Here is a 23888-nt window from a genome sequence, read left to right on the forward strand (position 1 = left end):
GGGACATTTCTACTGTTTATCTGAATTCTCTTGCCTAAGCCAGGGTCTGCATATATTTCGCTCGCTTGAGTCAAACTGTCCGGATTTTTGAGGAACGATGCGCAGCATACACGTTGTATGAGAACATCGGAATACAGAAAAAGCAGGACAATTTGGCCAAGATAGTAGAAAGAAAACAAACCCTGCGGTATCGTCAGTTTTTGGATGAGAAACCGCCACTAATTTTTTCGCCTGCGTATCGCGCTTAATTTTCTCGCCTACGTCCCGCGCTTTATGCGCGGTATCCAGGGGATCTTGCTCTAGAAATGCTCCGCGACATCTTAAAATATTGTTCTGGATACCGCGCATAAAGCGCGGTACGTAGGGAAATCTAAGCGGTACGTAGGGAAATCTAAAATGAAAAACTCACGATCCCTCAGATAAACAGAAACCCTAAGTATTCGCATGCATGGTTTTCCACATGTTGGCCATGTGACAAAATAAATCGGCGGTTTTTTCAGCGTCATAAATGGCGGAATGTGCTTCCTGAGCATTAAAAGGAATTCCTGCTGCTTGCGCTGCTTTGGCTAATACGGTTTGCCCATAAATAAATCCGCCCAATGTTGCTGTATCAAAGCAGGTAAACGCGTGAAATGGGGACTTGATTCCGGTTCGTTTAATTGCTTCTTTAATAAACAGTAAATCAAACCATGCATTATGGCCTACCAAAACAGCACGCTGACATTGAGTTTTTTTAAGTGCAGCAAAAATGGGATGAAACAAATTTTCTAAAGCATTTTTTTCATCTAAAGCAAAGCGCAGCGGCTGGTAAGGATCAATTTGATTGAACTCGAGAGACTTTTGATCCAGCTCAGCTCCAGGGAAAGGTAAAATATGTTCGAAATGACTTTCTCCGCGATAAAGATTGCCTTGTTTATCCATAAAAATTAATACTATACACATTTCTAATAATGCATTTTTATAAGGATCTATGCCTGCAGTTTCTACATCGACTACTACAGGTAAAAAACCACGAAATCGTTCTCTTAAATTCATGTAAAATAAATTATCGGGCGGGCTCATGAACGCTCCATTGAATGATTTCGCCTGCGGCGATTGGAACAACTTGATTAGTGCCTAACGGCAGAGAGTCAGGTATCGTTTGTGGGGATTTAATTAATTCCATGTGTTGCTGATTGATGGGTAGTTGATAGAATTCCGCACCAAAATGACTAAGAAAATGGTTGAGTTGTTTTAATTGATTCAATTCATCAAATACTTGTGTATATAAAGCGAGAGCAAATGGTGCAGAATAAATTCCTGCACAGCCACAGGCACTTTCTTTAGTATGTATGATATGAGGCGCGCTATCTGTTCCAGCAAAAAACTTTGGATTACCGCTGCAAGCAGCATTTTGTAATGCTTTTTGATCCTTTTCATGTTTTAGAATAGGCAGACAATAATAATGAGGTCTCAGGCCGCCAACGAGTAATTTATTTCGATTATACAATAAATGGTGAGGGGTAATCGTTGCCGCAACTGTTGCAGGGGCTTCTGTAACATATTCGACTGCAGATTGTGTCGATATATGTTCAAGGACTATTCTTAGCTTGGGAAAATTCGTGACGATTGGTTTTAAATACTCATCAATAAATAGGGATTCGCGTTCAAAAATATCACTATGAGTCACTTCTCCATGTATTTGGAGTACTAGATTATTATCTTGTAATGCTTCAAAGAGAGGATAAAGATCTTTAAGAGATTTTGCGCCAGCTTCAGAGTTGGTTGTTGCGCCGGCCGGATAAAGTTTTGCTCCGAGAATGTAAGAAGTATTTGTTGCCTGATGTAATTCTTCGGCGTTTACGGAATCATTCAGGTAAAAAGTCATATAGGGTTCAAAAGTACTGCCTTTGGGCAGTGCAGCTAGAATCCTATTTCTGTACTCATTAATGGATGCCAATGTTGTTAGTGCGGGTTTAAGATTCGGCATCACTAATGCACGCGCAAAATGTTGCGCACTGTCAGCCACTGTAGTTTGTAACATCTCATTATCCCTAAGATGGACATGCCAATCATCAGGGCGATTAATCATTAGCGTTTGCATAATAAAGATTCCTGCATTTTTGCCGATAACTAAGAATAACATGAAATAAGTCGCAGGAATGAATAAAAGATGGCATTTGTGGATCACAAAGGACAATTTATAGCATGTATTGCATTGAGTGCGGTACTGACAATGGACACAGGATACACAATGACCCAAGTTCATTTTGCAAATCCATTGGGCGCAAAAGGATGGCGCGTAAGCCGTAACCTAATTCGTTGTGGACTATCACTAACCATTCCTAATTATGGCATCGCATATTTCGAACAGTATGCAGCAAAACCACCTCATTTTATTTTACGTACATGGGATGAGGTACAACGATTTTTACCTGCAAAAATTATTATAAAAACTCCCAACTGGAAAGCAGAAAAGCCTCCTATTCTATTAGGCCAACTCATGGTCAAGCCAGGGGAATATGGGGTTTTTCTAAGACGAGATGGCGCTTTAAAATTACTTACTTTTCTATCACAAGGCTATGAACCAAGTTTCATTTATCGTGGGGAAACAGGATTTAATACAATGGTTTCATTGTCACCGGTTGGTTTTCAAAAACCTTATTCTCGCTATCAAGAATGTATTGGAAGTTTATTACCATTTGGTTATGAACAAGTTAGAGAAAGTATATTTCATTATAAAGAAGATAGCAGAGAATTGACTGATGAAGATAAAAAACAATTACGTCGTATTGCTCGATATGTGGATGCAGATCCTCAAATACAAGAAATACGTGTCATAGGTTATGCTGATGCAAATGGTCGCAAAGGCTATAACAATGCGATATCTGAAGAAAGGGCACGAACCGTTCAAAAATATTTACTAAGTCTAGGTGTACCTGAAGAAAAACTCTCTGTAACCTGGGTCGGCGAGCTTTATCCTGTTGCTAGAAACGATACTGATCTAGGTCGGGCAGCAAATCGAAGAGTTGTCATTACATTAATAAAAAGATAAAGAGCATGATTACCTCAATGGAAGCGTTCTACGGCTCATTAAGTCGTAAACGAAGTTTCGATATATTAGCTGCAAGTTTTAATAGAAATTTTATAGAGGAGGTTATGCTTACTCTTCTAAAGAAAAGTACTTGCAAATCGGATTTTTACACGCCTAAATCAAAAGAATTACCACCCTGCTCAAAAAAGATATTCTTCGTACAAAAAATACATATCTAATTGAAAAATATTAATTTTTTTTTGCAAAATTTCTTGACTTATTCTATTCCACTGCTAATACTCACACTGTTGCATGCATCGACCCTGAAGCGACGAAGGCATGCTAATGACAACTCCTAGTAGAGAGTTATCAATTAAAGAGGAACTAATAATAATTTATGCGGAGACATAAGCATGTTAAGTTTAAAGAAAACAACTTTGGCAATTTTAGCTTTAGGCAGCAGTGCAGTATTCGCTGGTACCATGGGTCCAGTTTGCACTCCAGGTAACGTCACTGTTCCTTGCCCAGCTACCGGATGGAATATCGGCGGACAAGCATTAATTTTACAAACAATGACCGATAACGATGTTTCATTGAATATCGCTACTACTCCAACAGGTGTTGCGATTAACACTGAGCTGGATGCGCAATGGAACTGGGGATTCCAGATTGAAGGTTCTTACCATTTCAATACTGGAAACGACATCAATGTGAATTGGTATCACTTGGATACAGGTTGGAACAATCATACATTCGTTCCTTCTTTTGATCCAGACACATTAATTGGTTTTGGTAACAAAAACAGATGGGATGCAGTGAACGGTGAGCTCGGTCAATTTGTTGACTTCAGTGCGAACAAGAAAATCCGTTTCCACGGCGGTTTCCAATTTGCTAGCATCAAGAGAAGTGTTCATGCGTTTGCAACAGACTTCGATGCCGGTATCCCCGACTTTACAGTTGGATTCAATGGCAGCACTGAGTACAACGGATTTGGTCCACGTACTGGTATTGACATGAACTACGTATTTGGCAACGGCTTTGGAATTTATGCTAAAGCAGCTGCTGCAGTATTAGTTGGTTCGCAAAAGCATGGTTACGGTGTTGATTTCGTTGACACCAATGGCGATGGTGATGTTCCTTTTGGCATCTTTACTGTTGATGTTAGTGGAAGCAGAACATCAGTCGTTCCAGAATTAGAAGCTAAGTTAGGTGCTAGCTATGCTTATCCGATAGCGCAAGGTGACTTAATTCTGGATGCAGGATACATGTGGTTTGACTATATCCATGCGTTGAACACAACTGTATTGCCAGTAACTTCAACTGATTTTGCTGCTGCTGGTCCTTACTTTGGTCTGAAGTATATAGGAAACATTTAATTCGCTATCATTTTAAAAATTTAATCAATACTGTTGACTTTACAAGGGTCAGGTAAGATAATTGAGCAAGGTACGCTCTCGGTATAGAGCGAATATGCGTACCGTTGCTCAATTTAAAATTGGTAACGAACGGAAATAATAATAAAAAGTGGAGATAAGCATGTTAAATTTGAAAAAAACAGCGTTAGCTGTTCTTGCTTTAGGTAGCAGTGCAGTATTCGCTGGTACCATGGGTCCAGTTTGCACCCCAGGTAACGTCACTGTTCCTTGCCCAGCTACCGGATGGAATATCGGCGGACAAGCATTAATTTTACAAACAATGACCGATAACGATATTTCATTAAACGTCGGTACTACTCCAACAGGTGTTGCGATTAACACTGAACTGGACGCGCAATGGAACTGGGGATTCCAGATTGAAGGTTCTTACCATTTCAATACCGGAAACGACATTACTCTGACTTGGTATCACTTGGATACAGGTTGGAACAATCATACATTCGTTCCTTCTTTTGATCCAGACACATTAATTGGTTTTGGTAACAAAAACAGATGGGATGCAGTGAACGGTGAATTCGGTCAATATGTTGACTTCAGCGCGAACAAGAAAATCCGTTTCCACGGCGGTTTCCAATTTGCTAGCATCAAGAGAAGTGTTCATGCGTTTGCAACAGACTTCGATGCCGGTATCCCTGACTTTACAGTTGGATTCAATGGCAGCACTCAGTACAACGGATTTGGTCCACGTACTGGTATTGACATGAACTACGTATTTGGCAATGGCTTCGGAATTTATGCTAAAGCAGCTGCTGCAGTATTAGTTGGTTCGCAAAAGCATAGCTATGGTGTTGATTTCGTTGACACTGACGGTGATGCTGGTTTTGGTATCTTCACTGTTGATGTTAGTGGAACCAGAACATCAATCGTTCCAGAATTAGAAGCTAAGTTAGGTGCTAGCTATACTTACGCAATGGCGCAAGGTGATTTAACTCTGGATGCTGGATACATGTGGTTTGACTACATCCATGCGTTGAACACAACTGTATTACCAGTAACTTCAACTGACTTTGCTGCTGCTGGTCCTTACTTCGGTCTGAAGTATGTAGGAAATGTTTAATTTCTTAATTGATTAAGATCTTATGAAAGCCCGTCATTCATGATGGGCTTTTTTTTTCTAACGGAGTATTCATGTTTAAGAAAGCAACTATAGCTGTATTAGGATTGGCAGCAAGTATAGCTACTGCCGGAAGTATGGGCCCAGTTTGTACCCCAGGTAATGTCACTGTTCCATGTGCGACAAATCTCTGGGACTTCGGTGCGCAAGCACTATATTTAAGATCGGTTTATGGTGCTGAGAAAGCATTTCAATTTGGTACAGCGCCTTTAAATAAAGAATTAAAAAATGACTGGAACTGGGGATATTTTTTAGAAGGTTCCTACCATTTCAATACGGGAAATGATATTACTATCAACTGGATGCACTTCAGTACATCTGCAGGACCAACTGAGCTTTTTGGATCGTTAACTATCCCTGCAGCAAATATTCCACTGATACCTGCTCCATTTGAATTCATTAACCGAAATAGAATCGATCAAGTTAATGTAGTGATGGGACAACATACTGATTTCAGTATAAGAAAAAAAATACGTTTCTATGCAGGTTTGCAATACGCAAACATTCAATCAACCGGGGATAACTATTATATAACAAGTATTGTTCCTTCACTTGCTAGCAATCCATTTAGCAAGTTTGACAATACTGACTATAAAGGGATTGGACCGGTAGCTGGAATTAATTATGCATACTACATTACAGACTCATTAAGCGTTACCGCAAATGGAGGGGGTTCCATTCTCTATGGGACAAATCGCTATCATGCCGGTTTTATCTTCACTCCGCTTCACGCTATTGTTGAGCAAGTATCTTTACGCAAAAATGCTATTGTTCCGAGCTTGGAAGCAAAACTTGGAGTAAATTATGCCCACGCTACTCCTATAGGTCTTGCTAATATCCAAGTAGGCTATCAAGTGGTCAATTATTTCCATGTATTGGAAGAGCAAGTACTTCCCAATTTATTTGGTCCTGTTCGCGCAGTGGATTACGGAGTTTATGGTCCATATTTTGGTCTGAAGTTAATCGGCAACGCGTAATCACCAAATCGCTCCATTCATTAAGCCCATACTTTGTGATGGGCTTTTTTTTTATACAAATGAAGGTTACAAAATTTAAGCAAATTTGTAAAAAAGAGGCTAGCCACTCCGTGTTTCCCAAGCTATAATTTTCTGCCATTCCGATGTGGAAGTAAAAATAATGAACAGGAGTACCGCATGCAGTATAAAAAAATAATATTGGCCCTAGTCTGTTTGTCATCGCCACTCTATGCGGAACATGATCAACAGTTACAACGTCAAATCGCTCGCCTACAAAAACAAGCACAAGAATTACAAGCTCAACTAAATTCGTTACAAAAGGAAATGGTTTCACATAAAGTGAAACATCCAAGCAAGTCGAGCAAAAAAGAAGTAAAGAAACAAGAGTCCAAAGCTCATGTTCAACATGGAAAAAAGCATGAACATGACCAAATCAAGCAAGATAACATGGTCAAATATCACTCATCAACGCTGTCGGTGCATACGCCTGAAGAACATCCTGAGTCAGTTGGATTTTATCCAACCGCTTTAGTGGCTGAGGGGCGTGTGGTGACTTACGTTGCGGGAACGCCGGTGGTCGCGTCTCCATATTTGGGAGATAGACCTGCGTTTGATGGGTCAGACTATATTGTTAATATCTCGAGTATCAATCGCGATATTCGTTTGATGCAACAACGCCGAAGATTATATAGAGCATATCGGAATATGGGCTACCCAATTCCTGACAGGCCAATCATTGCACTGAGCGGTAAAGCCGAACCAGTAGGTATGCTCAATAGCGATTATGTTGGTGGGACAAATGTTGACTTAACCCTAGGCTCAAGTGAGTTAGATGTTGCTGCTGCGCTAAACCAAAACGTTGAGGCCTACATAGCAATTGCATATGATTCAAGCCCCCCGGAGGTTGGCCCAAGAATTAATAATTCAGCATTTAACCTCAATATGGGCTTTGTTAATATCGGTAATTTGGACAAAACGCCATTCTATTTTACTGCAGGTCAGTTGTATGTGCCTTTTGGCCGTTATTCCAGCTCGATGATCAGTTCGCCATTAACTTTGGATATGGCTCGCACTAAAACAAGGCCTTTTATAATAGGCTATAAATCTCAAGAAGATACAGGACCATTTGTTTCAACATACATTTATCGAAGTGATACCATGCTGGGAAGAGCTGGAGTCGGAGGTGTGAACGGAGGTTATGTCTTTGGATTTGACAAAATGAGTGGTGAAATAGGCGCAAGTTATATCAGTTCAATTAATGATGCAGCTGGAATGCAAAATACTGCAGCAAACCCCGGAACGTTTGGCGGTTTCGGTTCTTTACTCAATGGAAATGAACTCGTGCGTAAAACGGAAGCTGTGGATGTACATGGTAATCTTGCTTACGATCGATTTAACTTTGCTGCTGAATGGGTTGGGACCATTGAGGCATTCAGAGCTCAGGATCTGAGTTTCAATGGTCATGGTGCAAAACCCCAAGCATTACAAACAGAAATTGATATGACATTTAGGATATTCAATAGACCTGCGTCTGTTGGTGTTGGCTATCAAAGGACCCGAGAAGCACTTGCACTCAATTTACCAGAACATCGATTTATTGGAGTATTTAACATTTCTATTTGGAAAGATACTGTAGAAAGTATTGAATACCGGCATGAAATAGATTATGGATCCAATGATTTTGCCAACGGTGCAGCGCCCAATGGCCTTGTAAATGCACCGACAATAGGAACTGGAGGTACTGCGGATACAGTTTCTGCACAAGTTGGTGTTTATTTCTAAAAACCGGTCGCTCAGAATCTGTAGGAGCCTGCTGAAGCGCATTGTCCCTTGATCACACATCTCAGCCTACTCCCCGCGGTTTGCCCGCGAGGCGTAGGAGTCGTACTGCCAGTTGTTCATTCCAAATGAATAATAAATAACGCAAACTGTGCTATCTTTTATCATATAACGTATTTTCGTAAAGGAAAGGAGCATGTGTAAATCTTACAGCATGCCAAAGTCCCTATTTACCTCTCCAGGGTGGAACATCATTTTATCTCGGCTCAGTGTATTCCTTATTATTTTATTCATTTATGCCGCCAACTCTTATGCAGCAAATGTCGTCGAACTTAAAATCAAAGGAGCAATCGGACCTGCCACTGCAGATTACATTATTCGTAATATTGATAATGCACAAAATGCAGATTTAATCCTGATTACTCTTGATACGCCAGGCGGACTTGATGAATCTACACGCGAAATTATTCAAAAGTTTTTATCATCGAATGTTCCCATAGTGACTTATGTCAGTCCAAATGGCGCCCGTGCTGCAAGTGCGGGAACTTACTTACTCTACGCCAGTACCTTGGCAGCTATGGCACCTGGTACCCAATTAGGAGCTGCAAGTCCGGTTAATATTGCTATGACTGGTTTTGCTGATGAAACCCAAACAAATAAGCAAACAACTATGCAGAAAAAAATCACAAATGATGCGGTGGCAACTTTAAGGGCACTTGCACAATTGAGGGGACGTAATCCAGATTTTGCGCAAAAGGCAGTTTTGAACGCTGAGACATTAACTTCCACAGAAGCCCTGAAGCAGGGGGTTATTAACTACGTTGCCCGTGATGAAAGCGATTTGCTTTCTCAGTTGAATGGCATATCAGTAATGCAAAACAACCAAAAAATAACACTCAACACCAGCAATGCGCATATAGAGCTAATCGAGCCTGATTGGCGTACCCGATTTTTATCAATAATTACTAATCCAACGGTTGCTTATCTCCTTCTTTTACTAGGGATATATGGTATTTTCTTTGAACTGGTCAACCCAGGCAATATATTACCAGGAGTAATTGGCGCCATATCAATGTGTATCGCGCTCTATGCATTGCAATTATTACCAATCAGTTATGCAGGTTTCTTCCTTATCCTATTGGGAATAGGGTTTATTATCGCGGAAGCATTTGTACCTGCATACGGTTCTTTAGGTATCGGAGGCACAATAGCGTTTATCATCGGCTCCATTATGTTAATTGATAGCGACAATCAGACATACCAAATAGCATGGTCGGCAATCGGAGCAATGGCCTTAGTGAATATTCTTTTCTTTGTGATCATACTTGGGATGGCAGTAAAAGCGAGACGACAAAGTGTGAAACATGGTTTAATTGTTTTGATAGGGGCCAAAGGCCGTACGCTTGGTGACATTAATCTTGAAGGGCAGGCATTTATTCGTGGTGAGATTTGGAGTGTGCACTCGAAAAAGTTTATTGCAGCAAGCAAGCCAATAAAAGTAATCGGAGCCTCAGGGCTCCTGTTAGAAATCGAAGAAGATTTAGGTAATCAAGGAGGATAAAATGGGACCTTTTTTCACAGTGATTATCATAGCAATCATATTGCTTTTGATAGCAGCAATTAAAGTGTTTAGAGAATATGAGCGCGGTGTAGTATTCATGTTAGGACGCTTCTGGAAAGTTAAAGGACCTGGATTGGTACTTATTATTCCAGTGATCCAACAAGTGGTACGAGTCGATTTACGAACTGTGGTTATGGATGTACCAAGTCAAGATATAATATCTAAAGATAACGTTTCAGTAAGGGTAAACGCGGTGTTATATTTTCGTGTAGTAGTACCAGAAAATGCAATTATTCAAGTAGAAAATTACTATGAAGCTACCAGTCAATTAGCACAAACAACACTCCGCTCTGTATTAGGACAACATGAGTTGGATGAAATGCTTTCTGAGCGTGAACAATTAAACGCCGACGTACAAAAGATATTAGATTCACAAACAGATAACTGGGGAATCAAGGTGGCTAATGTTGAAATTAAGCATGTGGATTTAGATGAAAGCATGATCCGTGCGATTGCAAGACAAGCTGAAGCAGAGCGCGAACGCCGCGCCAAAGTGATCCATGCCGAAGGGGAATTACAAGCCTCAGCAAAATTACTGCAAGCGTCACAAGTTCTGGCACAACAACCTCAGGCAATGCAATTACGTTATTTGCAAACATTAGCCGCTATAGCAAGCAATAATAACTCCACCATTGTTTTCCCAATGCCAATGGAGCTGGGTGAGATTTTATCCCATATGGCTGCAAAGAAAAAATAGCCTCAATGTAACCTGGGATCAGTGACGATCCTGGGTTTCAATTTTATAAAGGACGCATGGTATTTCGTGGATTTTTTATTTTTCATTTCTTAACCTTTTGAACAAGGTAATAAAAATAATATTTTCTACCCCAAAACTTATCTCTTCGAGTATTTTTCACAATGTAACGAAGCACGGGATTTTTAAACCTGATTTTCCACCATGGAAGAAATATTAATCCTAAAACAGCAGCAACCTCTTGCAGTTTGTAAAAGTCATCCCCAGCGAGATACAGGGCTTGTTGATAGAAAGCTTCTTCATTTACTATTAACCGTTGATAAAGAGAAGCTTGAACCCACTTAGTAATATTTACCTTTTGAATAATTTTTAATTTATCACCCTTCTTAATAAATTGTTCTAATTTGTTTGATTGATCTTTATTTTTAAAATAATGATCGGCATAACAAAAAAATCCACCTAAAGATAGGACACGTTCAACCTCAGAAAAAAAGTCCTCAATTATGGGATAAAGATGAGAACTTTCAAGGTTGATAACAATATCAAAGCATTCATTGCTTAAGGGTAAATTTTCTGCATCAGATTGAATGTAATTCACTTTGTCTTGTTTGTAGAAATGACGATTGGAATTTATCACTAATCGATTAACCAAATCGATACCTAAGGCATAGTCAGTTTTTAGTAGTTGCGAACTTGCTTTAAGCCCAAGACCATTGCCACTACCTATCTCAAGCAATCGCTTATTAAAAAATTGAATTTTTATTAATGGTCTTATCAATGAATAAAGCAGTAATTGCGAATAAATATCCTGCACCTCAGAGACTGCAGAAAAATCAAAATTTAATTGTTTATATTCCTCATAGATTTGTTTATTCCATAATCCTGCATTCAAAAATATTTTATTATGATGCCATTGGCTTAAAGTATTATAACTATCTTGAATCAGTTTTTTAATTAATTTGATTTCTGAATGGTCTAGATGGCAACGTTTCATTACAAAATCAATTTGTTTGGCAGCATGACTGTAACTTTTGGGTTCTTCATCCATTTGGCGAACAAGCACTTATGCAATTTATATAATTAAGTATAAACAATTTTATTAAAGAGCGTGTTAAATATTTAACGCACAGAAATTATGGATCATTTAGAGTAATATCAATACAATCTTTCGTTTGCCTGACTTTTATGGTAGAACACTCATTTTGAAGACTTCATGAGGTTTTTATTGTGTCGATTAAATCAGATAGATGGATAGAAAAAATGGCGCTTGAACATGGAATGATATCTCCATTTCAACCCGGACAAGTGCGTGAAAATGACAATGGAAGGATTATTTCATACGGTGTATCCAGCTATGGGTATGATGTTCGGTGTGCTAATGAGTTTAAAATTTTCACTAATATTAATTCTGCTATTGTGGATCCTAAAGCTTTTGATGAAAACAGCTTTGTTGATGTGCAATCTGATGTGTGCATTATTCCTCCCAATTCTTTTGCATTAGCAAGAACAGTAGAATATTTTCGTATTCCACGGAATATCCTGACTATTTGTCTTGGCAAATCGACTTATGCGCGTTGTGGCATTATTGTTAATGTGACCCCTTTGGAACCCGAGTGGGAAGGTCATGTAACTTTGGAGTTTTCGAATACGACTACATTGCCCGCCAAAATTTATGCGCATGAAGGTGTTGCACAAATGCTATTTTTAGAAGCTACGGAAGTTTGTGCCGTTTCATATCGAGATCGCAATGGAAAATATCAGGGACAAACAGGCGTTACTTTACCTCGTACTTGATTGGATAATAAAAAATAAACCTAGCCCTGGGTGAGTGCAGCGAACCCAGGGCTGATAATAAAAACCAGCTTACGCCAAGAATAAAAAATAAACTTATCTTATTCTTCATCAGGTAATTTATATTTATCACGTGATGCATCGACACGTTCGCGTAATTCTTTTCCTGGTTTAAAATGCGGGCTGTATTTAGCCTTTGTCACAACTTTTTCGCCAGTTTTGGGATTATGCGCGTTGCGGGGAGGTCTATAATGAAGAGAAAAGCTGCCAAATCCCCGAATTTCTATCCTTTGATTTTTAATGAGTGCCTCACTCATTAATTCCAATATTCTATTTATGCCATCAGCCACTTGCTTTTCAGTAAGATGCGTCATTCGAGCAGCGATGTGTTCAATGAGTTCCGATTTGATCATACCCACCTCGTGTTGTCGCGTGTTTCAAAGTCTGCTACCAATACAGATTAGGCGCTGACAATTGTCCTTGTTTTATAAGTATAGACTGGGAAAAAAATTATTCAATCTTTTCAAGACAGTTAGTCAAAAGTTGTTTTTTCGCGTGTGGATGTAAGCGAACACGACACCCCAACTCATCTCAACTTTAGTGCGGGTTGTCACAGTAAAATGAGTACTGGATAATGCTTTGCTGGTTGTAATTACTGTATTGAGATGTGGTAAATGATTCAGCTTAGCACATAGCTTTTCCCATGTTGGGCCAAAAAAGGCAGTGGAATTGATAAAAACAAGCGTTGCGTCATCAAAATTCACCTTGAGGAAATCTCCTAAAATGAACTGAATTTTTTTTGCTTGTTCCGCGTAATTTTTCATCGCGGCCAATTGCTCAAGTCGTTTGCATGCATCGAGGTAGAGTTCGGGAAATAATTCAATGCCAATACTTTTGGCTATAGGGAACACCATGCTGCAGGCTAATACCGCTTTCCCTGTTCCTGAACCCAAGTCATAAAAAACGGTGTTTTCATTGGGATTCGTTAGAGATAAAAGTGCAATAAATGATAAAAAATCAATTTCTCCATAAGCATATTCCATTGCATCATGTTTGTGACGTGCATTTTGCGATAACATAAAGCCATTAGCTCCGCTGTAAATTTGGCGGAAAACTTGAGAGTGCTCTTGCAAATTTAATGATTTTTGCCACCGGGTCACGTTGATTTGTTTTCTTTTGTATTTTAAATGAAGAAATACAGTTAAGAGCACAAGGAATAAACAAATAAGATAATAGGTTAAGTGGCTCAAAGGGAAGTCCTCAATTTATGTAAAACCAGACACTAACTTTTGAAGTTGCTTTTAAACCATCATGTTACCTTCTTGGCATATTCAGAAGCTACTGATTTAACCCATTAAGAGCTGTTGGAAGTAACTTTTTAATGCGAACTCAATCATTTTATTGATAATGCTCCATAAACATTTCCCTAAGTTGAAAGTTCGCTATAAACTTCCGGTAATCATTAAGTATAAAAAGTATAAGCATTGTTTTATTAGAGCGTAATCGAGTAAAATTATTTCATGTAGTATAGAATTATAATGTTAAGTACTATTTTATTACTATAATTTGTTTGAAAAATGAGGTTAACTGTAAATTTATATCTCATAATGTTGCAAGTTAATATTTCCTTAATTTTGATTCATTAGAATGAAGTTATATTGAGGTTGGGAGAGCATCATGGCGGGTTTTTTTAGTAATAGAGCTTATGTACAGCATGAACCTAGACCACGTGCAGAATATAGTTTTATCAATGTCGGAAATGAACAATTTCATGCTGTTGCTGTGGCTTTGATTGATTCTTTGCAAAGTAGCCATCAACGAGGCAATGATGCAACTTTGAAAAAAATTTTGGAACGCTTTTATCAACACTTTCCCAAATATATAAGCAACCAACCGTATTTAACACTTCCTGAGCGTATGGGAATACTACTCAATAGTTCTCGTAAGTCAGAGTTAGTGGAGTGTATGGCTTATGTATTACGCCAGCTGGCGGTGGATGAGTTATATACCCATCCTTTAAAGTATATTGAGGTATTTGATGGGTTGAGTGTGGAAACACCCAAAAGTTATTTACGCGATCCTGATGTCAAGCTACCGCCAAGTGCTTTAAACGCCTTGGCTCAGACGCTAGGAATTACTGTTACTCTATCTTTTAAAGAACTTGGCAAGGAGCTGAGAAAAAGAGAAGTATATGATGGAGAAGAATAATGGCTAATAAACTTAATTTAATGATTCAGATTCAAGGTGACGAATATTTTCCTGCGGTAACTGAAAAAAATAAAACAAGTTTTGCTTATGTTGGTCAATTAGCCATTGCTGCACCTAAGCCTGTCGTAGATTCAAGTGAACAAGAACAAACCCTAAAGGGTATTATCAATATGATTGCGGAACATAAGAAACATCGTGCGCAATCTCATGACCAATGGTGTAAGACCATGCTTAAAATGGTCGATGCTGGTGAGTTAACTCGCGAGCAACTTACGGCGCTCTACATTAAATTTTTACCTGTTCAATTGAAGAATGCCATAACTGTATCTGACTTAACCCAAACACGACAAAAATCTGCTATTGTGGGAGAACCACAAGACCAAGAAAAATACACGATTGATCTTTTGGCAGACTCTATAGCGGCTTGGATTGTCACCGGGCAAGTTGAACCTGATGATTTGTTCGATCAGTTAGAAAATCAATCGACTTTGGCGTTGAGATAAAACGTGTAGCCTTCCAATGAAGCAGAATTAATCTGGGTGATGCAATTCTGCTCCGAATCGTTCGCTTACATAAACCCGTGTTTTTTCATCCATTCATCATTAGCAAATTTAGACATGTAATTGCGGATTGAGTCCGGTAAAATAACCAGACATTTTTGGTCCTTACCCAAGGATTTTGCGGCCTGCAGCGCAGCCCACATGGCAGCTCCTGAAGAGCCTCCTACTAACAAGCCTTCTTCACGAATCAAATCTCTTGCCGCTCGAAATGAATCCAGATCATTCGTTTTAATGTACTGATCAATTAAACTATTATCTAAAACTTCTGGAAAGAAATCATAGCCTATTCCCTCTACTGCATACGGCTTAATTTCGGTTCCACCACCAAGAATCGAGCCCTCAGGGTCAACGCCAATAATTTTAATTTGCGGATTATGTTCCTTAAGCCGTTTGGCAATCCCTGTAATTGTTCCTCCAGTTCCTACTCCGGCAACAACCATATGCAAGTCTTTGCCAAAGTCATCAATAATTTCTTGAGCAGTGCCGCGATAATGGGCATTTGGGTTATTGGGGTTGGCATATTGATCAAGAATATAGGAATTAGGAATTTCCGCATTCAGCCTTTTAGCCAAAGAAATGTGGCTTTCCGGATCATTATACGCTGCTTCTGTTGGGGTACGATAAATCTTTGCTCCCAATCGCTCAAGCACAGATTGTTTTTCTTGGCTCATTTTTTCGGGCATGGTAATGATTACTTTGTAGCCTAATACAGCACCTGCCAGCGCAATACCTATTCCTGTATTTCCAGAGGTAGGCTCAATCAATGTATAGCCAGGCCTGATATGACCCTCGCGTTCTGCATTTACCACCATTTCATACCCAATGCGATCTTTAACAGAGCCGCCTGGATTAAAAAACTCACATTTTGCATACAGCTCACAATCAAGATCATGACCGAGGCGATTAATTTTTACTACAGGAGTTTGTCCTATGGTGGCAAGGATATTGGGATAAATCATAATAAGTCCTTTATTTGACAAGAGTTGATTCGATTATATGGGTTTTTGGTAGAAAAAAAAATTCTTGTTGAATTTAGGTGGTGATTTTAAATTTTTTAATTTATATTTATCTTTCAAATTAACGAAGCAGGGAGCTAGATATGATAAAATTAAAGTCACTTAAGTTAGGTTTTGGTATTGCTTTATCTTTAGGATTGTGTGCATGCATGGACATGCAACGTTCAGAACAAACGAACACCCAGGGTTATGGGAAGATGAACACAGAGGCCCAACAGCAAACAGTAAATAAACCTAAAGCGCAAAAGAGTTATGCTTCAAAAGATCCTACTCAAAGATCAACTCCAGGTCCTAAACGCAATGCTGCGCCACAAATTCCTGTAATACAATAAGTATCTAAGTTGGCTTTTCTGTTTGCAAAGGCTGGAAGCGAAGGTATTGAGGCTGCAGAAGTTTATTAGTGCTTAGAGGTAGGGGTTGGGCAGTGCTCAACCCCTATATGTTAAAATTACCAGGGTGTAAAATTTTTTGTTTCATCTTCCTTGGCTTTGCGCGCTTCTTCCATTTCTATTTTTATGTGCATTGAATCCAGCCCGTCTTTAATCATTTCATCTTTCACAAATTGTCTGGAAGCACGATCCCCAAAAAAACTCATTTTTTTCTTACCTGTTTTTTCGATATTTTGATGGGATGTCCTTGCGTTTTTATGATCCATTGGCTCAGATTTTTGTGCCAAATGAATAATTCTTTTTTGCTTCATACTTGAACCCTATTTTTCTATAAACTTGTTAAAGAAGTTCGTCCTTGCATTACTTTATTAAAAGCAAAAATCCATTTTTGCTCCCGAATGAGTTAAATTGATTCAATTTGGTAAACTCTCCTTATAGAGAGAGCATACTTTCAAATTAACAGGCCAACTATGCAATAGAACAGCATAATTTTTCAAGAGATTTGCATCACTCTGGTCCAATCATCTTTTCTGGTCTTACCAATTCAGCAAAGCGTTCCGCTGTTAAAATACCAAGCTTGACTGCTGCCTCTTGTAAGGAAGAATTGTCTTGGTGAGCCGTTTTAGCAATTTTAGCTGCTTTGTCATAACCTATATGTTGATTAAGGGCGGTGACGAGCATTAAGGAGTGATGCAGGTAGTAGTCAATAACCTTATGATTGGCTTCGATTCCTTCTGCACAAAACTCTTGGAATGAACGGCAGGTGTCAGTTAATAAATTAAGCGAATGAAGTACGTTAAAGATGATGACGGGTTTAAATACATTCAGCTCAAAATTACCTTGACTGTCGGCTATTCCCACAGTTGCATCATTCCCCAGAACCTGAGCACAAACCATAGTCATGGCTTCACATTGGGTTGGATTGACTTTTCCAGGCATAATAGACGATCCGGGTTCATTTTCTGGAATGATTAATTCACCAATGCCGCAACGGGGGCCAGAAGCTAGCCATCGGATGTCATTCGCAATTTTCATTAAAGCACATGCCAGTGCTTTCATGGCACTGTGGGCATTAACTAAAGCCTCATGGGAGGCCAGGGCAGCAAATTTATTATTTGCAGTAACAAACGGCAATTGAGTTATATGAGCAATGTGCTCTGCTACTTTGGTTGCAAATTGGGGATGGGTATTTAACCCGGTTCCTACTGCAGTTCCTCCTGCTGCCAATTCGTATAATTCGGGTAATGCGTCCTCAAGTCGACGGATACAGGCATCAAGCTGGGCGACATAGCCAGAAAATTCCTGACCTAAGGTAAGTGGCACTGCATCTTGTAAATGAGTTCGACCTATTTTAACTATATCTTTGAATGCCGTCATTTTAACAGCCAAGGCAGCGCGCAAGTTTTTTACTGCCGGGATTAGTTTATTCTTGAAGGCGATAGCTGCTGCAATATGCATAGCGGTTGGAAATGTATCATTCGAAGACTGAGACATATTCACATGATCATTAGGGTGAACCGGCGATTTACTACCCATTGCTCCACCTGCTATCTCAATAGCACGATTTGAAATGACTTCATTGGCATTCATATTGGATTGAGTGCCGCTTCCGGTTTGCCATACATGTAAAGGAAAATGAGCGTCCAACATGCCTTTGCTGACCTCATCAGCGGCTTGGATAATTAAATCAGCCTTATCCTTCGGTAATTTACCTAAGTCCAGGTTGGTTAAGGCTGCAGCTTTTTTTAAGATACCAAAAGCGTGGGTGACTTCTCGTGGCATAATGTCTTTGCCTATATTAAAGTGATGTAGCGACCGCTCAGTCTGTGCACCCCAATACCTATCGGCAGGAACAGCAATTTCACCCATGCTGTCAGATTCAATACGTGTTTTGCTCATTATTTTTAATTTCCTTACAGGGTTTAGTGAAATAAAAAATTCTACCACATAGGGTAAAAATAAGTAATTTTTGTTATAGTATTGGGCAGTACAAAGAAGTAGTTGAATGCAGTTTCGCTGCCCTCAGTGAGGGTTATACCCCCATTAGTTAAAGAAATGCACTTTACGTCCCGCGGCTTGTCCGCGGGATCCAAGATAGGTATCATTTCTGGATTCTGCGGACAAGCCGCAGAACGTGGGGAGTGAGTCAAGAATTGTTCTTCATATAGCGAGACTAAGTTACAGAGTCAATAAACACATGAGAGCGGTACGCATTTATCAACCTGGAAACTACCATACAGGTCAACTTTTAGAATTATCTCCAGAAGCGAGTCAGCATGTCGGCGTCGTTTTACGCATGCAGGTTGGTGAGCATATTACTTTATTTTGTGGTGATGATCGTGAGTTTGATGCAACAATAGAAGCTGTGAAGAAAAAACAAGTTACTGTGGTCATAGGCTCAATAAACGACGTGAGCCGTGAGTCGCCATTAGCTATCCACTTGGCACAAGCTATTTCCAAGGGAGAGCGTATGGAGTTTGTAATGCAAAAAGCCGTTGAGCTCGGTGTAGCTAGCATTACTCCCATCATTACAGAGCGGTGTGTGGTCAAGTTAGATAAGGAACGAATGACCAAAAAACTTCTTCAATGGCAGGCAATTGTTATTGCTGCGTGTGAACAATCGGGTCGAAATACAGTTCCCATAGTATATCCTACTGTTACACTTGAGCATTACATCGGTGAGACTCAAGCTCAATTAAAATTGATTTTACATCCGGGCGAGGATAAAAACTGGAAAGATTACACGATCGGACCCTATGCTATTGCTTTGCTTATTGGTCCTGAAGGGGGACTTAGTGATAATGAAGTTCAATTAGCTCACAAGCATGGATTTCAGTCTTTATCCTTAGGTCCAAGAATTTTACGCACAGAAACCGCTGCGATTACTGCATTGAGTATGTTGCAAGCAGTGGGTGGTGATCTATAATAGAAGTTGCAGCCGGTTTCTCTTAATGTAAAAATTGAGGATATAGCCGATTTGTGTAGATTGAATAAACAGTCTTTTGACTCGAGCAAGATGGTGTGAGTTTTCAGAGGATTTTTTATTCAAGCTATGTCAAATATGCGTATTTCTTCATGCAAAGAGAGTGTTTGGCAATTAACGAATTTTAAACAACCGAGGTTGACACATGAGTGATCTTATTAAAACGATAACAGATGCAAGCTTTGAACAGGATGTAATCAATGCAAATAAGCCTGTATTAGTTGACTTTTGGGCTGAATGGTGTGGCCCATGTCGCGCATTGACGCCTATATTGGAAGAAGTAGCTGCTACTCATGGTGAGCAAGTAACTTTTGCCAAAATTAATATCGATGAGCATCCACAAACTCCTGCAAAGTTTGGTGTGATGAGTATTCCTACATTGATTTTATTTAAAAACGGCCAAGTTGAAGCAGTTAAAATGGGCTTGCTTTCAAAATCTCAATTAAGTGCTTTTGTTGAGAGTCACGTTTAATTTTTTATTTTATATATAAAAAATGTTGTACCTTTTACTAAAGCTGTGATAGCCTGTCTGCAATATGTGATATAATATAAATATGTCACATAGGCAGCAGAATCCTTAGCTGCATTCTTAAATAATATTTTCCCGGATACCCAATTCAATTAATCAACAAATCAAGTGAGAAGTATGAATCTTAGTGAACTTAAGCAATTGCCTATTGCCGATCTTTTTAACATCGCACAAGAGATTGGTGTCGAAAACCCTTCCCGTATGCGCAAACAAGAAATTATTTTTGCCATTCTTAAGGCGCACGCCTTAAAAGGCGAAGACATCCACGGTGACGGTGTTTTAGAAGTCCTGACTGATGGTTTTGGTTTCTTGCGTTCTGCCGATGGTTCTTATTTGGCAGGCCCCGATGACATTTATGTCTCACCCAGCCAAATCAGACGTTTCGGTTTGCGTTCTGGTGATACTATTTCAGGTAAAATTCGTCCTCCTAAAGACAGTGAACGTTATTTTGCTTTGTTGAAAGTTGATGAAATCAATTATGATTCACCTGATAGTGCCAAACGAAAAATTTTATTTGAAAACCTTACTCCTTTATTTGCTACAGAGCGCTTAGTAATGGAGCAAGGAAATGGCAGTACTGAAGATTTGACCGCGCGGGTAGTCGATTTATGTGCTCCTTTTGGTCGCGGACAACGTGGTTTGATTGTTTCTCCTCCCAAAGCGGGTAAAACATTAATGCTGCAAAACATCGCACGCTCTATAGAAAAAAATTATCCTGAATGTTATCTCATTGTATTATTAATTGACGAGCGTCCTGAAGAAGTAACTGAAATGCAACGTTCTGTAAAAGGTGAGGTGGTTGCCAGTACTTTTGATGAACCTGCAAACCGCCATGTTCAAGTTGCGGAAATGGTGATCGAAAAAGCCAAGCGTTTGGTTGAACACAAGCGTGATGTGGTGATTTTACTTGATTCGATTACTCGCCTGGCCCGAGCTTATAACACAGTAATTCCTTCATCGGGTAAAGTATTAACTGGTGGTGTTGATGCCAATGCGTTACAAAGACCTAAGCGTCTGTATGGTGCTGCACGAAATATCGAAGAAGGCGGCAGCCTGACGATCATTGCTACAGCTCTGGTAGACACCGGTTCTAAAATGGATGAAGTGATTTACGAAGAATTCAAGGGAACGGGTAATATGGAAATTCACTTGAGTCGTAATATTTCTGAACGTCGTGTCTTCCCTGCAATTAATATCAACCGTTCGGGTACACGTCGTGAAGATCTGTTATTATCTCCAGAAGATCTACAACGTACTTGGATATTGCGCAAAATCCTGCAATCTATGGATGAGTGTGATGCGATTGAGTTCTTGATTGAGCGCATGAAGAATCACAAAACCAATGCCGAATTCTTTGATGCGATGAAGCGTCAAGAATAATTTAAGTATCTAAGCGTCTTAAATGCAGCCCGGGTCCATCGATGAGATCCTGGGTTAGGCTGTGCTCACTGCCATTTAATTAAGAAATTTGTCATTCCCGCGTAAGCGGGAATATCCATTCCTGAGTTGGCTTGGGTTCGATTAGAGTTGGATCTCTGCCTACATAAGGATGACGATTTTACTCAACATGGGTTTAACTTAATGGCAGTGAAGTTTCTCTAGGGGATTATTAATGAAATACTCTGATCTAAGAGATTTTATTGCGCAATTGGAATCACGTGATTTATTAAAACGCATATCCTATCCCGTATCGCCTTATCTTGAAATGACCGCAGTCAGTGATCGGGTGTTGCGTTCAGGCGGCCCAGCCCTTCTCTTTACCAATACTCCAAACCATCAAATGCCCGTTCTGACCAATTTATTTGGTACCGTTGAGCGTGTGGCTATGGGAATGGGCGAAGAAAACATCAGTGCATTGAGAGAGGTAGGCAAATTATTGGCTGCTTTAAAAGAACCTGATCCACCCAAAGGATTTAAGGATGCTTTTAATAAGCTCCCTTTGTTAAAACAGGCATTCAATATGGCACCAAAATATGTAAGCGGTGCAGAATGCCAAACTCATGTTTGGGAAAAAGATGAGGTAGATCTTAATTCGTTACCGATTCAAACCTGCTGGCCTAAAGATGCGGCGCCATTAATAACCTGGGGGCTTGTAACCACTAAAGGGCCTCATCAAACACGTGAAAACATGGGAATTTACCGGCAGCAAGTATTAAACAAAAATCAATTAATCATGCGTTGGTTATCCCATCGTGGTGGTGCATTGGACTATCAGGCATGGCAAAAAGCTTATCCCGGGGAACGTTTTCCCGTTGCAGTGACCTTAGGCGCGGATCCTGCAACCATACTTGCTGCAGTGACCCCTGTACCTGATACTTTGTCTGAATATGCTTTCGCCGGATTATTACGAGGTCAACGCACGCGTCTCACACGATGTATTGGGAATGAGCTGCATGTTCCAGCGAGTGCGGAAATTATTTTAGAGGGCTATTTAGAGCCTGGAGTAGAGGCGCCAGAAGGGCCTTATGGAGATCATACGGGCTATTATAATGAAGTACAAACTTTCCCAGTGTTTACTGTAGAACGCATCACCCATCGAAATGAGCCGATTTATCATAGTACCTACACTGGCCGGCCGCCTGATGAGCCTGCTATTTTAGGTGTTGCGCTAAATGAGGTGTTTATCCCTTTATTGCAAAAACAATTCCCGGAAATTGTTGATTTCTATTTGCCCCCAGAAGGATGTTCTTATCGTTTGGCTGTAGTCACAATGAAGAAACAGTATCCTGGGCATGCGAAGCGAATCATGATGGCAGTATGGTCTTTTTTAAGACAGTTTATGTACACCAAATTTGTCATTGTTTGTGATGATGATATTGATGCGCGAAATTGGCAGGATGTGATTTGGGCAATGACTACACGTATGGATCCTGCACGAGATACAGTCATGATGGAAAATACACCGATTGATTATCTGGATTTTGCTTCACCTGTATCAGGTTTGGGTTCAAAAATAGGAATGGACGCAACCAACAAATGGCCAGGTGAGACACAAAGAGAATGGGGGGAGCCCATTGTTATGGATGAAGAAATATTAAAAAAAGTCAATGGTTATTGGTCTTCTCTGGGGTTAGATGAATGAAGGAAAAAACAATTAAAGCTCTGGTAGAGGATATTTCACCCTTGACAGACAGCATCATGCGCTTGATTTTAACTCCTGAAAAATACATTGATTATCAAGCGGGACAATATCTACAAATTCTTTTCGGTAAAGAAGCATTTAGCTATTCTATTGCTAATGCTCCATTAGGCTCCCATAAATATGAGCTTCACATACGCCATAGCTTGGAAAATCCCTACAATCAGCGATTATTTGCCCATATCAAGGAATATGGTTTTGTAAACATCCGCCTGCCTTTTGGTGAGTGCTCCATAAAACATTTGGATCCGCAACTCCCTATATTATTTATTGCAGGCGGTACTGGCTTTGCCCCTGTAAAAGCGATGATCGAGCAGTTATTATCTGCTTCAGATACTCGAGCTTTTGAATTGTTTTGGGGTGCACGGTTGCAAAATGATTTATACATGGATGAAAAGGTAACAAGTTGGCAGACTCATGTAAGCCATTTTAAATATTTTTCTTCGGTTTCTGAGGATAATACTGTACCTCTCGCTTCTATTGTACTGAGCAAGCATCCACAAGATCTTGGTGAATGGCAAATCGTTATCAGTGGACCTTTTGATATGGTATACAGTACTCGTGATGTATTGGTAAGTAATGGTGTTTCCTCAGCTCGTTTATTTTCGGATGCATTTAGTTTTGAAGCAAAATAAGGAA

General features: G+C 39.7%; 24 protein-coding genes. 16 read left to right on the forward strand and 8 right to left on the reverse strand.

Features of this window, described 5'->3' with window-relative positions; all coding sequences use genetic code 11:
* Positions 1 to 432: 432 nt before the first annotated feature.
* On the reverse strand, positions 433 to 1062 hold the full coding sequence (gene rnt / locus LXO92_RS02600; RefSeq protein ID WP_182351200.1) for a ribonuclease T: 630 nt from the start codon (positions 1060 to 1062) through the stop codon (positions 433 to 435).
* The gene (gene pyrC / locus LXO92_RS02605) at positions 1046 to 2083 is read right to left on the reverse strand and encodes a dihydroorotase (protein WP_232890350.1); all 1038 of its coding nucleotides are present in this window, start codon (positions 2081 to 2083) and stop codon (positions 1046 to 1048) included. The genes rnt and pyrC overlap by 17 nt, the downstream gene beginning before the upstream one ends.
* Before the next feature lie 69 nt (positions 2084 to 2152).
* Here pyrC and LXO92_RS02610 point away from each other — a divergent pair, with 69 nt between their 5' ends.
* From LXO92_RS02610 to LXO92_RS02640, 7 genes are all read left to right on the forward strand, one after another.
* The gene (locus LXO92_RS02610) at positions 2153 to 3034 is read left to right on the forward strand and encodes a flagellar protein MotY (RefSeq protein WP_182351202.1); all 882 of its coding nucleotides are present in this window, start codon (positions 2153 to 2155) and stop codon (positions 3032 to 3034) included.
* Positions 3035 to 3426: 392 nt separating this feature from the next.
* Entirely contained in the window at positions 3427 to 4389 is a 963-nt protein-coding gene (locus LXO92_RS02615) for an Lpg1974 family pore-forming outer membrane protein (protein WP_182351203.1), read from the forward strand.
* 160 nt (positions 4390 to 4549) lie between these two features.
* Positions 4550 to 5506: an Lpg1974 family pore-forming outer membrane protein gene (locus LXO92_RS02620; protein ID WP_182351204.1), complete on the forward strand. Its 957-nt coding sequence runs from the start codon at positions 4550 to 4552 to the stop codon at positions 5504 to 5506.
* 71 nt (positions 5507 to 5577) lie between these two features.
* Positions 5578 to 6540 carry an Lpg1974 family pore-forming outer membrane protein gene (locus LXO92_RS02625; protein ID WP_182351205.1) on the forward strand — a complete coding sequence of 321 codons (963 nt, stop codon included), beginning with the start codon at positions 5578 to 5580 and terminating at the stop codon, positions 6538 to 6540.
* A 177-nt stretch (positions 6541 to 6717) separates the two neighbouring features.
* Positions 6718 to 8322 carry an LbtU family siderophore porin gene (locus tag LXO92_RS02630; RefSeq protein WP_182351206.1) on the forward strand — a complete coding sequence of 535 codons (1605 nt, stop codon included), beginning with the start codon at positions 6718 to 6720 and terminating at the stop codon, positions 8320 to 8322.
* Positions 8323 to 8515: 193 nt separating this feature from the next.
* Positions 8516 to 9880 carry an NfeD family protein gene (locus LXO92_RS02635; protein WP_232890351.1) on the forward strand — a complete coding sequence of 455 codons (1365 nt, stop codon included), beginning with the start codon at positions 8516 to 8518 and terminating at the stop codon, positions 9878 to 9880.
* Between the two features lies 1 nt (position 9881).
* Entirely contained in the window at positions 9882 to 10637 is a 756-nt protein-coding gene (locus LXO92_RS02640) for a slipin family protein (RefSeq protein ID WP_182351207.1), read from the forward strand.
* Positions 10638 to 10719: 82 nt separating this feature from the next.
* Here the strand turns inward: LXO92_RS02640 and LXO92_RS02645 are convergent, their stop codons facing one another.
* Complete coding sequence (locus LXO92_RS02645; protein ID WP_182351208.1) at positions 10720 to 11682, reverse strand: class I SAM-dependent methyltransferase; 963 nt, start codon at positions 11680 to 11682, stop codon at positions 10720 to 10722.
* A 179-nt stretch (positions 11683 to 11861) separates the two neighbouring features.
* Here LXO92_RS02645 and dcd point away from each other — a divergent pair, with 179 nt between their 5' ends.
* A complete protein-coding gene (dcd, locus tag LXO92_RS02650; protein WP_182351209.1) occupies positions 11862 to 12428 on the forward strand; it encodes a dCTP deaminase in 567 nt (188 codons plus the stop codon).
* A 98-nt stretch (positions 12429 to 12526) separates the two neighbouring features.
* Here dcd and LXO92_RS02655 read toward each other — a convergent pair whose 3' ends face one another.
* Both LXO92_RS02655 and LXO92_RS02660 read right to left on the reverse strand, forming a co-directional pair.
* On the reverse strand, positions 12527 to 12838 hold the full coding sequence (locus LXO92_RS02655) for an integration host factor subunit beta (protein WP_058459016.1): 312 nt from the start codon (positions 12836 to 12838) through the stop codon (positions 12527 to 12529).
* A 123-nt stretch (positions 12839 to 12961) separates the two neighbouring features.
* The gene (locus LXO92_RS02660; protein WP_182352707.1) at positions 12962 to 13690 is read right to left on the reverse strand and encodes a class I SAM-dependent methyltransferase; all 729 of its coding nucleotides are present in this window, start codon (positions 13688 to 13690) and stop codon (positions 12962 to 12964) included.
* 412 nt (positions 13691 to 14102) lie between these two features.
* Between LXO92_RS02660 and LXO92_RS02665 the strand changes: the two genes are divergently transcribed.
* Entirely contained in the window at positions 14103 to 14633 is a 531-nt protein-coding gene (locus tag LXO92_RS02665) for a transposase (RefSeq protein ID WP_182351210.1), read from the forward strand.
* Positions 14633 to 15136, forward strand: coding sequence for a hypothetical protein (locus LXO92_RS02670; RefSeq protein WP_182351211.1), 504 nt, complete (start codon positions 14633 to 14635; stop codon positions 15134 to 15136). The genes LXO92_RS02665 and LXO92_RS02670 overlap by 1 nt, the downstream gene beginning before the upstream one ends.
* Positions 15137 to 15201: 65 nt before the next feature.
* On the opposite strand, the gene LXO92_RS02675 is transcribed toward LXO92_RS02670, so the two are convergent.
* Positions 15202 to 16152, reverse strand: coding sequence for a pyridoxal-phosphate dependent enzyme (locus LXO92_RS02675; protein WP_182351212.1), 951 nt, complete (start codon positions 16150 to 16152; stop codon positions 15202 to 15204).
* Between the two features lie 140 nt (positions 16153 to 16292).
* On the opposite strand from LXO92_RS02675, the gene LXO92_RS02680 reads away from it, so the two are divergent.
* Entirely contained in the window at positions 16293 to 16541 is a 249-nt protein-coding gene (locus tag LXO92_RS02680) for a hypothetical protein (protein WP_182351213.1), read from the forward strand.
* A 116-nt stretch (positions 16542 to 16657) separates the two neighbouring features.
* Here LXO92_RS02680 and LXO92_RS02685 read toward each other — a convergent pair whose 3' ends face one another.
* Both LXO92_RS02685 and fumC read right to left on the reverse strand, forming a co-directional pair.
* The gene (locus LXO92_RS02685; RefSeq protein WP_182351214.1) at positions 16658 to 16909 is read right to left on the reverse strand and encodes a hypothetical protein; all 252 of its coding nucleotides are present in this window, start codon (positions 16907 to 16909) and stop codon (positions 16658 to 16660) included.
* Positions 16910 to 17105: 196 nt separating this feature from the next.
* Positions 17106 to 18497 carry a class II fumarate hydratase gene (gene fumC / locus LXO92_RS02690; RefSeq protein ID WP_182351215.1) on the reverse strand — a complete coding sequence of 464 codons (1392 nt, stop codon included), beginning with the start codon at positions 18495 to 18497 and terminating at the stop codon, positions 17106 to 17108.
* Positions 18498 to 18795: 298 nt separating this feature from the next.
* Here fumC and LXO92_RS02695 point away from each other — a divergent pair, with 298 nt between their 5' ends.
* The 5 genes from LXO92_RS02695 to LXO92_RS02715 all read left to right on the forward strand — a co-directional run bounded on the left by LXO92_RS02695 (position 18796) and on the right by LXO92_RS02715 (position 23884).
* On the forward strand, positions 18796 to 19524 hold the full coding sequence (locus LXO92_RS02695) for a 16S rRNA (uracil(1498)-N(3))-methyltransferase (protein ID WP_182351216.1): 729 nt from the start codon (positions 18796 to 18798) through the stop codon (positions 19522 to 19524).
* 202 nt (positions 19525 to 19726) lie between these two features.
* Positions 19727 to 20053, forward strand: a complete 327-nt coding sequence (trxA, locus tag LXO92_RS02700; RefSeq protein ID WP_019232745.1) for a thioredoxin — start codon at positions 19727 to 19729, stop codon at positions 20051 to 20053.
* Positions 20054 to 20227: 174 nt separating this feature from the next.
* Positions 20228 to 21490 (forward strand): transcription termination factor Rho, encoded by a 1263-nt coding sequence (rho, locus tag LXO92_RS02705; RefSeq protein ID WP_182351217.1) that lies wholly within the window; start codon positions 20228 to 20230, stop codon positions 21488 to 21490.
* Between the two features lie 232 nt (positions 21491 to 21722).
* Positions 21723 to 23192 carry a 4-hydroxy-3-polyprenylbenzoate decarboxylase gene (gene ubiD, locus LXO92_RS02710; protein WP_182351218.1) on the forward strand — a complete coding sequence of 490 codons (1470 nt, stop codon included), beginning with the start codon at positions 21723 to 21725 and terminating at the stop codon, positions 23190 to 23192.
* Positions 23189 to 23884 carry an NAD(P)H-flavin reductase gene (locus LXO92_RS02715; protein ID WP_182351219.1) on the forward strand — a complete coding sequence of 232 codons (696 nt, stop codon included), beginning with the start codon at positions 23189 to 23191 and terminating at the stop codon, positions 23882 to 23884. The genes ubiD and LXO92_RS02715 overlap by 4 nt, the downstream gene beginning before the upstream one ends.
* Positions 23885 to 23888 lie beyond the last annotated feature (4 nt).

The sequence above is a fragment of the Legionella resiliens genome (genome assembly GCF_021344005.1).
Taxonomy (GTDB): Bacteria; Pseudomonadota; Gammaproteobacteria; order Legionellales; family Legionellaceae; genus Legionella; species Legionella resiliens.